This is a genomic window from Clostridium sp. LS (genome assembly GCF_002760435.1).
Lineage (GTDB): Bacteria > Bacillota > Clostridia > Clostridiales > Clostridiaceae > Clostridium.
Genome location: NZ_AUUU01000091.1, coordinates 13,503 through 26,411, shown reverse-complemented (window position 1 = coordinate 26,411; position 12,909 = coordinate 13,503). Strand labels below are relative to the sequence as shown.

The window sequence follows — 12,909 nt, the reverse complement described above, 5'->3', positions numbered from 1 at the left end:
CCTTACTCAAAAATTAGAAAGGCATATCTCCATCATCAACTGGAGTTATATCCTCTTCAAAACCTCCACCATTGAATGCATCATTCATTGGCATCGAATATTCATTGCTGTTACCAAAACTAGCTCCAGCATTTCCTGACGCATTTCCCTTACTTAAAAATTGAACCTCAGTAGCAACTACTTCTGTTACATATCTTTTAGTACCATCTTTTGCGTCATAACTTCTGGTTTGAATTCTACCACTAATAGCCATTTGGCTACCTTTACTCATGTAATTAGCAGTACTTTCAGCTTGTTTGCCCCATACTACTACAGGCACAAAATCAGCTTCTCTTTGACCAGTTTTTGTGTTATATTTATCAACTGCTAATGTTAAGGTTGTTACTGCTGCTCCACTTCCTGGAGTAAATCTTAGTTCTGGATCTTTTGTTAATCTTCCAATTAGAACTACTTTATTCAATTACAACACCACCTTATACTTGTTCACTAACAATGATATGTCTGATAACACCATCAGTAATTCTGAATATTCTATCTAATTCTCTTGGTAATTCAGGATTAGCAGTAAAGTTAACTAAAGTATAGTAACCTTCACCAACTTTTTTAATTTCATAAGCAAGCTTTCTCTTACCCCAGAAATCAACGTTATCTACTGTTCCTCCACCATTTTCTATAACACCCTTAAACTTTTCGATGTTAGCTTTAACTGTTTCTTCATCGAATGATGGGCTTAATATAAATATAGTTTCGTACTTTCTCATTAATTTCACCTCCTCCCCTCGGACTAACGGCTATGCATTGCATAGCAGGGATTACAATAAATGATTATATCATCTAATTGGATGATAATCAAGTAATTTTCTTAACTTTCTGCAATAACTACTATTTTTTTTGCTTCTTTTTTAAACTTTCCCCTAGGAATCATTACTATTCTTCCACAGCCAGTACATTTTATTTTTATATCTGCGCCCACTCTAATTATTTCAAACTGATTTGATCCACATGGATGTTGTTTTTTCATTTCCACTATATCTCCTAGACTAAAACTTTCTACCATATTATTATCACCCTTTTCTACATTTGATTACTTAAACTAGTTTTAAACTGTTGGCATTTCTATATTATTCTTATCTAACTCTAATTTTATTGCCATCCTAAGTTCATTCTCCATTTTCCATTGCATAAGAGGTTTAGCTTTTCCAACTACTCTTATTGTAACACTTGAAATTCCTAAGGCTACAACCCCAGTAATTTCTAAAGACTCAGATACATACTCTTCATTTTTACTTTTAAACTCATCGCATACATATTTGATAATTTCAATTACTTTTACAACATTTTCTTCATGGGAAATATTCACATCAACTGTAAATTTAATTTGGTTTCTGGAATGATTAGTTACCCCAGTTATCGAACCATTTGGAATCGAATGAATATCACCATTAAAATCATTAATTACAGTAGTCCTTATACCTATGCTTTTTACTATTCCGTTACAGCTTCCTATGGTTACATGATCTCCAACTCCAAATTGATTTTCAAATAAAATGAAAAAACCATTAATCAAATCTTTTATTAAGCTCTGAGCTCCAAGTCCAACTGCAATTCCACCTATACTTGCAAATGTAAATGATATTCCTCCAAATATTATTGATATTATTATCGCTATTCCCATAAAATAAACTGAATATTTTAAAACACTTTTTAACACCTCGCCTAGTGTTTTTGCTCTTTGTGTATCTAATGAAAGCATAGCGTTACTTTTTATTTGTCTTTCAACAAACTTTTTTATCAAGTGATTTCCAACCTTTATAAAAAAATACATAACAATTAATATTATAATGATTTTTATTACATTAATTATAATTAAACCTAGATGTATATTTTCTTCTATATATTGCTGAAAATCTTCTTGCAAATTTACTAAATAATTATACTGCAAATATAAATCTCCCTTCTATCTTTCAATTAACAAATAGCCTTCACTGTTTTTAACATATGCATTTTTATATTCTATTAAGTTATTATTCATTAGATTATCCATTTCTTCTTTTTCATCAATTCTTACACATATTCCGCAACTCATTGTTATAGATGTCGGTGTAGGCATTATTTTAAATTTACAATTTAATTCCTTTAATTTCTTCTCAGCTGCCATTGCATCATACGTATTTTTAAATACTAGAATATAGTAATTCATATTTTCACCGCCTTCCTATACTTCTTTTGTTATAATTAATATTATATATATTTTTTCTACTTTATAAAGATAAGAATATATTTATAATAAAAACTTCTTAAATTTAGTGAAAAATAATTCTTTTTATTTTATAATTATATACAAATGCTAATTAAAGGAGAATATGATGATTTCATTATTTAATATATTAAAAGCTATATTAATAGGTTTTTCTACAGGCTTTATTGCCTCTATTCCTTTAGGACCTTCTGGCCTTGAATCAGTTAGCCGTTCAATTTCAAAAGGTTTTAGAGAAGGTTTTAAAGTTTCTCTTGGTGCAGTATCTGCTGATATTACATATATAATAATCATAAATCTAGGACTGTTTACCATATTAACTAAGAATCCTAAGTTTCATAGCCTATTTTGGATAGTATCTGGATTTGTCTTAATATTATCTAATAAAATATCATCAAGAGCAAAAAATTCAAATTCTAAACTTGATATATCACTTTCTAAATATGCCTCCAGTGGATTTTTAACCGGCTTTCTGATAACATTCTTAAATCCAACCACTCCATCATTATGGATTGCTCTTAGTGGTACAATATTCAATGTGTGGAGGCATCATGGAAGAACATTTTTCTTTTTTTCAATTTCATCTATGATTGTTGGAAGTATAACCTGGTTCTGCTTTCTTAATATATTAGTAAGTAAAGGTTTTAAAAAGTTAAATCCTAATTTTACTAATAATACATCAAAGATTTTAGACTATTTTCTCCTTGCACTGGGTATAATATTTATTATTTGGGGAATATATAAATTTATTTTTTAGAGGTGAGCGATGGAAGTATACTTAGATAATTCATCAACTACATTTCCTAAACCAAAACAAGTTATAGATGCTATGTATAACTATATGCTTAATGTTGGCGGAAATGCAGGTAGGGGTAATTATAATAATGCACTTCAAAGTAATCGATACTTATATGATGCTCGAGAAACCATTTGCAATTTTTTTGGTTTTAACTCCCCTAGCAATGTTATCTTTACCAGTAATATTACTGCTTCTTTAAACATTCTTATTAAAGGTATATTGAAGTATGGGGATCATGTAATTACGTCCTCAATGGAACATAATTCTGTCATCAGGCCACTTTACTTTTGTAAAGAAGCTTTAAATATCAAATTAGATATACTTAAAGCAAATTCCCAAGGTTTCATTGATATAAATGATTTAAAAAGCAAAATTACAGAAAAAACAAAATTAGTCGTAATTACTCAAGCATCAAATGTCACAGGATCAATTCAAGATATATATAGTATAGGACAAATATGTAATAATTATGGTGTTTTTTTTATTGTTGACTCTGCACAAAGTGCAGGTGTCTTAGATATTAATATGAAGAATATTAAAGCTAATGCAATAGCCTTTACTGGACATAAGAGTTTATTAGGCCCACAAGGCATCGGGGGTTTTATATTAGACTCAAAGTTTAATGATTCATGTTCTAGTTTACTTCACGGTGGCACCGGAAGTATTTCTTCATCCTTAGAACAGCCTGACTTTTTACCAGATAAATTTGAGTCTGGAACTCATAATCTTCCTGGCATCATTGGATTAAGTGAAGCAATCAAGTATATAAATTATGTAGGCTTGGATCAAATATATGATCATAATAATTACTTAATTAATTATTTACTTGAAGGATTACTAAATATTAGTGGGATAACTGTTTATGGAGATATTTCTGGTAAGATGTTAACAACATGTCTCTCTATAAATGCTAATTCATTAGATCCCTCTGAATTAAGTTACCAGTTAGATAGTTATGGAATTAAAACTAGATCTGGTTTGCATTGTGCTCCATTAGCCCATGAAAGTATAGGAACTCATCCAACTGGAACTGTTAGATTAAGCATTAGCTACTTTACATCAAAGAAAGAAATTGATTATACTCTTAATACTTTAAATAAAATTCTTTCTAGTAGAAATATTTAATTTGAGTTAAATATTTTAATATATAATTTTCTTTATTGTTTTTAATTATAAAATCATGAATAAAACCTTTTTTTGTTGGATATAAATCTAATAAAAGGAGGTTTTTTCATGTGTGAGAATTTTTCTGTAAACTCTGGCTCTCTTACTTCTTATATAAAAATTAAAGATTACTTATTGGTTGAACTTCAACCAATACTTAAAGAAAACAGACCAATTATTTTTCTTTGTATTGGTAGTGATAGATCAACAGGTGATTCTCTTGGGCCCTTAGTTGGACATAAATTAAAATATTTTTCAAAAAATAATATCTCTATTTTAGGTACACTTGAAAACCCAGTTCATGCAAAAAATATAGTAAGCATATTAGATGAAATCAAATCAACTTTCCAAAATCCATATATAATTGCTATTGATTCATGCTTAGGCTCCTTAGATAATATTGGAAAAGTATTTATTCAAAAGAAACCTCTTATTCCAGGTTTAGCGCTGAATAAAAAACTTCCTCCTGTTGGAGAAATGAGTATAACTGGCATTGTTAATATATCAGGAAATTTTGATTTCTTGGTGTTACAAAACACAAGATTAAATACTGTGATGAATTTAGCTGATTCGATTTCAAAAGGAATATATTATTTTATTTTAAAGAGCATGAATAAAGGTATTTGTAAACACAACACTATGTAAATGGTGTGAATAGTTGTTAATAAAATTTCTTGTGTTAATAACTATTTTTTAAATAATATACTTATTTATACTCCCATAGTTTTTGTTATTTACTAATACTATATATAATTAAAAATGGCTTTTTATTGTCTTGTATTGCTTTAAAATTGTTTCACGTGAAACAATTTTTACTTACTATAGTAATGTTTTATAAATTATTACACGAACTTATTCAAAGTTATGTGGCAATTTTATACATAAAAATTAGATAGATATATTTCTTAATAATGATAAAATGCAATCTAATTCAAAGCAAATTATATATAATTACTTTTTAGAATTAACTAATTATTGTTGAATCTTTATATTTTATTCACATCATTTTTAGATAATTATTTTATAATAATCTTTATTTGATATATTTGCATTAGTCTAACAATTTCGAGTTATTATAGATATTGTTTATTTAAGGAATTACTTAGATATAACTTTTAAAAATTCTCCAATAGACCTTCCTGTATCGGCTATTCCGCTGCTTTGTATATACTAGTTACTAATTTAACAAGTTCTCTTTGCTTAACGCCAATCTTCTTCCATTACTTTCATGTACAAAGTCGTAGTCTTCTTCTAATACATTTATCTAATTTCACTAGCTTCCCGCATCATTAATTAGCTATTCTATAGTATAATCTTCATACTCTTATGATTTAATTTAAGTAGACTATAGTATATACTAATTACATTATTCCTATTCGCATAGAATTTAATTTTACCCTTAAATCTTTTAATAGATTTTTCATAGATTCTTATTTTTATTCTGCTCTTTGAGACATAAAATTAAAATCCCAAAAATTTTCGTTCAGATACAAAGTCTACTGCGCCTCTATCTCTATTTGCTTTAAATTCTAATTTATTTTAAATTATATTAACCATAGATTTTATTAATCTAAGAACTGCTTTGCTTTTGACTTATACACTATTATAATCTTCATGCATAAAAATTTATGGACTCTTATCTAAGTTCTTTATCCAATTTGCCTACATGTCACAATATAGGTTATATCCTAGAATTTAAACCCTTTGGTACGTATATCAAGCCTCTGCGCGTAATATCACTTATTCATCTTATCTATATGACACATTTTTTCTTTTTGTCTCGTATAGTTGTTGTACTATACTTTTCACGGCAAATCCTTCTAAATAATTGAACCTAAATATGATTCGTGTACCTCAGACAGAGGCTTTGCCGCTGGCTTCCTTCAGACTCCATCTCACGGCGTCAACTCTTATTCTAAGCCAATGGTTAATACTATCAGCCCCAATACAGGCTTTCGCTAAATAATTAAATTTTTAATTAGAAGTAATACTCCTTTTCGATTTAAAAGAAGAAATCTACAGATATCTGAAATATTGTATCAATTATCTGAAATTTTTTGAATTTTAGGCACACTTAAATAGTTTTATTTTTTTACTGCATAACTAGGCAGTAGAGTTGAATTCATAGTGACTTTTTAAATCCCAAATATTCTTTCAACTTAATAGATTTGTTTACTCTCAACTTAGTTGTAAATTCATTTTTAAAATTCCTATAGAATATTTCACACTTTTCCACGAAGTTTTTTGAAACTTACATTTTTCTAATTCTCTTCTATTTTGTCATTTTGTTTTTATAAATACAGATATCACAACATTCACACTTAGATAATGTAGCTTCTAATTCATACCCGCAAACAAATTTTTTATGAATAATAGACATTGATATTAATTTTCTACCATTATGGTAAATATATAAATCTACTTAAACACCATAATCAATTTTTTTGCGTTTACTTATATCATTTTTCAAACTTATTTTTCCACATTTCATAAATTTGTGGTTTTATATAGAAAGTCCTATCATTCTATTCCAGAAGATAATATACGTTGAAGGTTATCACTAAATTCATTATAATTTTTTATATATAATCTTGTTAGTTGCATAATTAAATTATATAATCAATGTGAATTCTTCTTAATTCACATTTTTATATGCCTAAAAAAATAAACCGCCACAAAACTAACTCTGTTAATTTTGCAACAGTTTTTTTAAAATTATTTACTTTCTTTATTACATGCCTCATCTAACACATAAAGTTCTTCTTCAGAAAGATCATATCTTGAAATTCCCTTATCAATTGGTTTTGCATAGGTTGTACTTTCTTGTCTTCCATATATTCCTGTCAAAATAACCCCATCATTTTTATCATCTAACATTGCAATAGAAAAACTCAAATCGCTTCCTACATTTTCAAATGCCTTATATCTCATTATTGCCACTTTCTGAATACAATCTTTCATTTTAATTTCTAACTTTCTACATTCTTGTAATGCTTTATCGGAAATTTCTTTTGTTTCTTCAATGCTACTTAATCGTTCAATTAGCATCTCTTCTATGTTAGTATTATTAGTTCCCTTCATAAATCTTCTATATTTATTTTCTACTCTTCCTACCGCTTTAAATAAGGCTACTACCATTACAAATAATAAAATAATTATTACTAACATTCCAATTAGTAAGTACGGCATTAGCTCATTAATTGTATTAATTAGTGTATCCAATTTTGTCATTCCTTTCATAATTGTTTCACGTGAAACACTACATATTAATAATATCTAAAATTCTTTGCAAATCTTCTTCTGAATAATATTCAATTTCGATTTTCCCTTTGTTCTTTTTACTTAAAATATTTACTTTAGTTCCAAAATAACTTTGGAGCTGATTCCTTATTTCTTTATAATAAGGATTTAACTCATTAGCACTTTCATCATTCTTATTTTTACCTGCTTCATCATTAATTTTCTTAACTAATCTTTCCAATTCTCTAACTGATAGCTTTTCATCAATTACTTTTTGTGCTATTTCATATTGTTTTAGTTTATCATTAATTGCAAGAAGTACTCGGCCATGTCCTTCTGAAATAATGCTCTCAATTATGTATTGCTGAACTCTTTCATCTAAATTGGTTAACCTCATTGTATTAGCAATTGCTACTCTTGATTTTCCAATTCTCTTGCTTAATTCCTCTTGAGTTATTTTAAAATCATTTAACAATTCTCTATAAGCTAAAGCTTCTTCAATAGGATTTAAATCTTCACGCTGAATATTTTCTATTAATGAAATTTCCAGTGTGTCCTTATCACTTAAATCCATTATAACTGCAGGTATCTCTTTTAATCCAGCCATTTTAGCTGCTCTCCATCTTCTTTCACCTGCTACAATTATATACTGATCATTAATATGTTTTTTTAGAATTAAAGGCTGAATTATTCCATGAGTCTTAATTGATTCTGCTAACTCAGCAATTTTATCAGAATCGAATAATTTTCTTGGCTGTTTTTCGTCACTTTTGATTTTATTTATTGAAATTAAAATCTTGTTGCTTTCTTCTTTAAAACTTTCTGCTTCTTCTGGTATAAGAGCACTTAGTCCTTTTCCTAAAGTAAACTTTTTTGCCATTCTATCACCTACTGCCTCTTTAAAAATTCTTTAGTCAATTTTACGTAGGCTTCCGCACCTTTACACTTTTCATCATATAGCATAATTGGTAAACCAAAACTCGGTGCCTCTGCTAATCTAACATTTCTTGAGATAGTTGTTTTATAAACTTTATCCTTAAAATATTTTTGAACTTCATTTAATACTTCATTACTAAGATTTGTCCTATAATCAAACATAGTCATCACAACGCCTTCAATATCCAAATTTTTATTTAGAGACTTTTTTACTAATTGTATGGTATTAACTAATTGACTAACACCTTCTAAAGCATAAAACTCACATTGAATTGGAATTAAAACAGAATCTGCACAAGTTAATGCATTTATTGTTAAGACTCCCAAAGACGGTGGACAATCTATAAATACATAATCATACTCATCTTCTATTTCCGCTAGTTTATTCTTTATTATATTTTCTCTATCAGTTCTGTTTATAAGTTCAACTTCAGCTCCTGCAAGTTCCATAGTTGAAGGCACTATATATAGATTTTGAACTAGATCGCTTCTAAGAATTGATTCTTTCATAGTTGTATCAGAAATCAGCACATCATAAATAGATAATTCTAAATTATTTTTATCCAATCCTAATCCGCTTGTTGTATTCCCTTGGGGATCTATATCTATTGTTAAAACTTTATAACCTTCCATTGCAAGATATGCACATAAATTTATATTGGTAGTTGTTTTTCCTACTCCACCTTTTTGATTAAAAACACAAATTTTTTTCATACTATAGCCCAAAAAGAGCGTCCCCCCTTTCCCATAATAATATTATATATATTTTTCTATGATAATAAAAGAATTATGTTCTTAAAAACAGTAACAGATTAATATTATAATAAAAATACTATACCTTAACTTAATATTCATCTACATATAACAAACAGTAACATGGAGTACTGTTAATTTCAATAGATGATATTATTGCACTCTACATAATTAAAGTTAAGGTATCATTAGTGACACCTTAACTTTAATATTACTAATAATGAATTTTACTTCTTTGGCTTTGGAATTTTAACTGTAACTTCTATAAATTCTTCTTCATCCTTATATGCATACTCAGCTGGAATATCAAATTTTTGCAAAACTTGCTTAATGGTATTTATATATAACTTTGCAGGTAAAACGCCTTTAATATTTCTTTTTCTTTTATTTTTAAGCTCTTCTCCTGCTAATTTAAGTAATTCCTTATTAATTAGTTCTTCTGTTGCTTTGACATTTAAAACATCTTTAATTACCTTCTGAACTACTTTTAATTGTAAAGCTTCACTAGGAATTGTGAGCAATGCTCTAGCATGTCTTTCTGTTAATTTATTATTCAAACATAATTCTCTAACTTCAGAACTTAATTTTAATAGTCTCAATTTATTTGCTATTGTAGATTGCTTTTTTCCCATTCTCTTTGCAAGTTCATCTTGAGTAAAATTATGATCATTAATTAAATTATAATATGCTTCTGCTTCTTCAACATAATTTAAATCTTCTCTTTGTAAATTTTCTAATAAAGCAATCTGAGCTGATTCAGAATCAGTTATATCAATAACATTACATGGAACGGTGTCTAGGCTGGCTAATTTTGCAGCTCGAAGTCTCCTTTCACCAGCAACTAACTCAAAAACTTCTCCCCGTTTTCTTACTGTTAGAGGTTGAATTATTCCATATTGCTTAATTGATTGTGATAATTCTTCAATCGCTTCCTCGTCAAAAAACTTACGCGGTTGATAAATATTAGGAATTACCTTATCTATGTTAATTTCTACTATTTCATTATTCATGCTATCGACCCATCCCTTATAAAAATACTATAACATATTTAATTATTTATTCTATCCTAGTTGCATTTTTCCTTTAATTTTATACTATAATATAATTTAACCTGATTTATTAAGCGTTACTTAATCGGATTCTTTGTAATTAATCCAGCTTTTCTCGGATACACTTTAGGGCATTCCTTCACTTTTTTTACTACAACAAGATTGTGCCTTAATTCAGTCCCTTCAATATGTACTTCACATATATTAGCTAGTTCTCCACCAAGAATTTTAATTGCATTTAAGCTTTGATTAATTTCTTGTTCAACTGCTGGACCTTTTAATGCTATAAAGCTACCACCTACTCTTACATATGGTAAACAAAATTCAGATAATACACTCATATTAGCAACTGCTCTAGATGTTGCTACATCGAATTTCTCTCTAAGTTTACTATCTCTCGCCCCATCTTCCGCCCTTGAATGAATTGTAGTAACATTAGAAAGCCCTAACGTTGTAATAACAGTATTCAAAAAATTAATTCTTTTATTAAGAGAATCTAATAATGTAACTTTTATATCTTCTTTCATAATAGCAATTGGTAATCCTGGAAATCCAGCTCCAGTACCAACATCTATTAAGTTACCTGCATTTTTAATTTCAACTCTTTTAAATGATTTTATCGAATCTATAAAATGCTTCTTAATTATTTCCTCATCCTCAATTATAGCTGTTAAATTAATTTTTTCATTCCATTCTTGAAGAAGCTTCATATAATCAGTAAACTTTTCAAATTGTTCCTTTGATAATTGTATCCCAACATCTTCTGATGCTTGACACATTAAGTCATAAAAATTCATAATCCCTCCATATTAATAACTAAGATTGTTTATTATAGTGGTGCTCAAGATAAATAAGTAATACTGAAATATCAGCTGGTGAAACTCCAGAAATTCTCGAAGCCTGACCAATGCTTATTGGTCTAATACTATTTAGTTTCTGAATAGCTTCTGTCCTTAAGCCTTTAATATCACTATAATTAATATTAATCGGTAATAATTTTTTTTCAAATTTTTTAAATTGGGAAACTTGTTCTAATTGACTTTGTATATATCCTTCATATTTTGTAAGTATATTAATTTGTTCACCAACATCATAAGGTAATTCTGGTCTTTCAGGATCTAGTGGCAATAAATCAAAATAATCTAGCTCTGGCCTTTGCATTAATTCATAAAAACTTATTGGTTTTCTCAGTTCAGATGAATTTAATGAAATTAAAAACTCATTGACTTCTTTTTTATTTGTTATTCTTAAGTTCTTTAATCTTGTTAGTTCATTTTCAATATTTAGTTTTCTTATTAAAAATCTGTTATATCTTTCTTCTGTAACTAATCCAGCCCTATGACCTATCTCTGTTAATCTAAAATCTGCATTATCCTGTCTCAACAACAATCTATATTCAGCTCTAGAAGTCATCATTCTATAAGGCTCATTAGTCCCTTTAGTAACTAAATCATCAATAAGTACTCCTATATATGCGTCAGAGCGAGTTAATATTAGCGGCTCTTCATTTTTAATTTTCAAAGCAGCATTTAACCCTGCAATTAATCCTTGTGCACCAGCTTCTTCATATCCTGAACTTCCATTTAGCTGACCTGCACCATACAATCCTTCAATATTTTTAAATTCTAATGTCGGATTCAGTTGTGTTGGATCAATTGAATCATATTCGATTGCATATGCAGTTCTCATCATTTCAACATTTTCAAGTCCCGGAAGTGTTCTAAGCATTTTTATCTGAACCTCTTCTGGTAATGATGAAGAGAATCCACCTACGTACATTTCCAAAGTATCAAGCCCTTCAGGTTCTATAAATATTTGATGTTGAGGTTTATCTGGAAATCTCATTATTTTATCTTCTATTGATGGGCAGTATCTAGGTCCAATACCCTTTATGCTACCATTGTAAATCGGTGATCTATCTATATTTTCCTTAATTATTTTACGAGTTTCCTCATTTGTATAAGTCAAATAACAAGACACTTGATCTCTTTCTAAATTTTCACTCATAAATGAAAAAGGTACTATTCTATCATCACCATTTTGTTCAATCATTTTTGAAAAATCAACAGATTTTCTATTTATTCTTGCTGGAGTTCCTGTCTTAAATCTCCTCAATGTAATTCCTAAATCTAACAATGATTGAGATAAATCATTCGCCGGAAATAATCCATTAGGTCCCCCACTATAAGATACTTCACCAATAATAATTTTTCCTTTTAAATATGTACCAGTTGCAAGTACTACAGCCTTACATTTAAAAATGGCTCCGTTTTTAGTAACTACACCATCTATTTTCCCATCCTTAACCTGAAGTTGAGTAACTTCAATCTGCCTTATTTTAAGATTATCTTGTTCTTCTAAAATTCTTTTCATTCTATACTGATAATTTTTTTTATCAGCTTGCGCCCTTAAAGAATGAACTGCTGGTCCCTTTGAAGTATTTAACATTCTTGATTGTATAAATGTATTATCAATGTTAATCCCCATTTCACCACCCAGTGCGTCAATCTCCCTAACTAAATGTCCCTTTGCAGTACCTCCTATATTAGGATTACAAGGCATTAATGCTATAGAATCCAAATTAATTGTACAAACTAACGTACTAAGTCCTAATCTTGCTGAAGCTAATGCTGCCTCACAACCTGCATGACCAGCACCTACGACAATTACGTCAAATTGCCCACCATCATAATTTATTGCCATTACTTTTA

14 protein-coding genes are annotated in these 12,909 nt (G+C 28.7%); 3 read left to right on the top strand and 11 right to left on the bottom strand.

Going from position 1 to position 12,909, the window contains the following annotated elements; all coding sequences use genetic code 11:
* Nucleotides 1-13 precede the first annotated feature (13 nt).
* The 5 genes from COL3_RS18970 to COL3_RS18950 all read right to left on the bottom strand — a co-directional run bounded on the left by COL3_RS18970 (nucleotide 14) and on the right by COL3_RS18950 (nucleotide 2,200).
* Nucleotides 14-460: a single-stranded DNA-binding protein gene (locus COL3_RS18970; protein ID WP_008419003.1), complete on the bottom strand. Its 447-nt coding sequence runs from the start codon at nucleotides 458-460 to the stop codon at nucleotides 14-16.
* A gap of 13 nt (nucleotides 461-473) precedes the next feature.
* The gene (gene rpsF / locus COL3_RS18965) at nucleotides 474-761 is read right to left on the bottom strand and encodes a 30S ribosomal protein S6 (protein WP_008419004.1); all 288 of its coding nucleotides are present in this window, start codon (nucleotides 759-761) and stop codon (nucleotides 474-476) included.
* A gap of 101 nt (nucleotides 762-862) precedes the next feature.
* Nucleotides 863-1,057, bottom strand: a complete 195-nt coding sequence (locus COL3_RS18960) for a DUF951 domain-containing protein (RefSeq protein ID WP_008419006.1) — start codon at nucleotides 1,055-1,057, stop codon at nucleotides 863-865.
* A gap of 42 nt (nucleotides 1,058-1,099) precedes the next feature.
* Nucleotides 1,100-1,942 carry a mechanosensitive ion channel family protein gene (locus COL3_RS18955; protein ID WP_008419009.1) on the bottom strand — a complete coding sequence of 281 codons (843 nt, stop codon included), beginning with the start codon at nucleotides 1,940-1,942 and terminating at the stop codon, nucleotides 1,100-1,102.
* 15 nt (nucleotides 1,943-1,957) lie between these two features.
* Nucleotides 1,958-2,200, bottom strand: a complete 243-nt coding sequence (locus COL3_RS18950) for a DUF3343 domain-containing protein (RefSeq protein ID WP_008419010.1) — start codon at nucleotides 2,198-2,200, stop codon at nucleotides 1,958-1,960.
* A 166-nt stretch (nucleotides 2,201-2,366) separates the two neighbouring features.
* Between COL3_RS18950 and COL3_RS18945 the strand changes: the two genes are divergently transcribed.
* The 3 genes from COL3_RS18945 (at nucleotide 2,367) to yyaC (ending at nucleotide 4,865) form a co-directional block, all read left to right on the top strand.
* Entirely contained in the window at nucleotides 2,367-3,014 is a 648-nt protein-coding gene (locus COL3_RS18945) for a LysE family transporter (RefSeq protein ID WP_008419013.1), read from the top strand.
* A gap of 9 nt (nucleotides 3,015-3,023) precedes the next feature.
* Nucleotides 3,024-4,181, top strand: coding sequence for an aminotransferase class V-fold PLP-dependent enzyme (locus COL3_RS18940; RefSeq protein WP_008419015.1), 1,158 nt, complete (start codon nucleotides 3,024-3,026; stop codon nucleotides 4,179-4,181).
* 108 nt (nucleotides 4,182-4,289) lie between these two features.
* The gene (gene yyaC, locus COL3_RS18935; RefSeq protein ID WP_008419017.1) at nucleotides 4,290-4,865 is read left to right on the top strand and encodes a spore protease YyaC; all 576 of its coding nucleotides are present in this window, start codon (nucleotides 4,290-4,292) and stop codon (nucleotides 4,863-4,865) included.
* A gap of 2,070 nt (nucleotides 4,866-6,935) precedes the next feature.
* Here the strand turns inward: yyaC and COL3_RS18930 are convergent.
* The 6 genes from COL3_RS18930 to mnmG all read right to left on the bottom strand — a co-directional run bounded on the left by COL3_RS18930 (nucleotide 6,936) and on the right by mnmG (nucleotide 12,895).
* Nucleotides 6,936-7,460, bottom strand: a complete 525-nt coding sequence (locus COL3_RS18930) for a DUF4446 family protein (RefSeq protein ID WP_008419019.1) — start codon at nucleotides 7,458-7,460, stop codon at nucleotides 6,936-6,938.
* A gap of 19 nt (nucleotides 7,461-7,479) precedes the next feature.
* Entirely contained in the window at nucleotides 7,480-8,340 is an 861-nt protein-coding gene (locus COL3_RS18925; protein ID WP_008419021.1) for a ParB/RepB/Spo0J family partition protein, read from the bottom strand.
* Between the two features lie 8 nt (nucleotides 8,341-8,348).
* The gene (locus COL3_RS18920) at nucleotides 8,349-9,110 is read right to left on the bottom strand and encodes an AAA family ATPase (RefSeq protein ID WP_035282319.1); all 762 of its coding nucleotides are present in this window, start codon (nucleotides 9,108-9,110) and stop codon (nucleotides 8,349-8,351) included.
* A 266-nt stretch (nucleotides 9,111-9,376) separates the two neighbouring features.
* Nucleotides 9,377-10,159: a nucleoid occlusion protein gene (gene noc / locus COL3_RS18915; RefSeq protein WP_008419025.1), complete on the bottom strand. Its 783-nt coding sequence runs from the start codon at nucleotides 10,157-10,159 to the stop codon at nucleotides 9,377-9,379.
* 116 nt (nucleotides 10,160-10,275) lie between these two features.
* Nucleotides 10,276-10,995: a 16S rRNA (guanine(527)-N(7))-methyltransferase RsmG gene (gene rsmG, locus COL3_RS18910; protein WP_008419028.1), complete on the bottom strand. Its 720-nt coding sequence runs from the start codon at nucleotides 10,993-10,995 to the stop codon at nucleotides 10,276-10,278.
* Between the two features lie 19 nt (nucleotides 10,996-11,014).
* Nucleotides 11,015-12,895 (bottom strand): tRNA uridine-5-carboxymethylaminomethyl(34) synthesis enzyme MnmG, encoded by a 1,881-nt coding sequence (gene mnmG / locus COL3_RS18905; protein WP_180277958.1) that lies wholly within the window; start codon nucleotides 12,893-12,895, stop codon nucleotides 11,015-11,017.
* Between the last annotated feature and the right edge of the window lie 14 nt (nucleotides 12,896-12,909).

Excerpts from the sequence above, each read along its gene's own strand:
- rpsF (WP_008419004.1), bottom strand. The coding sequence starts at position 761 with ATGAGAAAGTACGAAACTATATTTATATTAAGCCCATCATTCGATGAA.
- COL3_RS18960 (WP_008419006.1), bottom strand. The coding sequence starts at position 1,057 with ATGGTAGAAAGTTTTAGTCTAGGAGATATAGTGGAAATGAAAAAACAA.
- COL3_RS18950 (WP_008419010.1), bottom strand. The coding sequence starts at position 2,200 with ATGAATTACTATATTCTAGTATTTAAAAATACGTATGATGCAATGGCA.
- COL3_RS18945 (WP_008419013.1), top strand. The coding sequence starts at position 2,367 with ATGATTTCATTATTTAATATATTAAAAGCTATATTAATAGGTTTTTCT.
- COL3_RS18940 (WP_008419015.1), top strand. The coding sequence starts at position 3,024 with ATGGAAGTATACTTAGATAATTCATCAACTACATTTCCTAAACCAAAA.
- yyaC (WP_008419017.1), top strand. The coding sequence starts at position 4,290 with ATGTGTGAGAATTTTTCTGTAAACTCTGGCTCTCTTACTTCTTATATA.
- COL3_RS18930 (WP_008419019.1), bottom strand. The coding sequence starts at position 7,460 with ATGAAAGGAATGACAAAATTGGATACACTAATTAATACAATTAATGAG.
- COL3_RS18925 (WP_008419021.1), bottom strand. The coding sequence starts at position 8,340 with ATGGCAAAAAAGTTTACTTTAGGAAAAGGACTAAGTGCTCTTATACCA.
- COL3_RS18920 (WP_035282319.1), bottom strand. The coding sequence starts at position 9,110 with ATGAAAAAAATTTGTGTTTTTAATCAAAAAGGTGGAGTAGGAAAAACA.
- noc (WP_008419025.1), bottom strand. The coding sequence starts at position 10,159 with ATGAATAATGAAATAGTAGAAATTAACATAGATAAGGTAATTCCTAAT.
- rsmG (WP_008419028.1), bottom strand. The coding sequence starts at position 10,995 with ATGAATTTTTATGACTTAATGTGTCAAGCATCAGAAGATGTTGGGATA.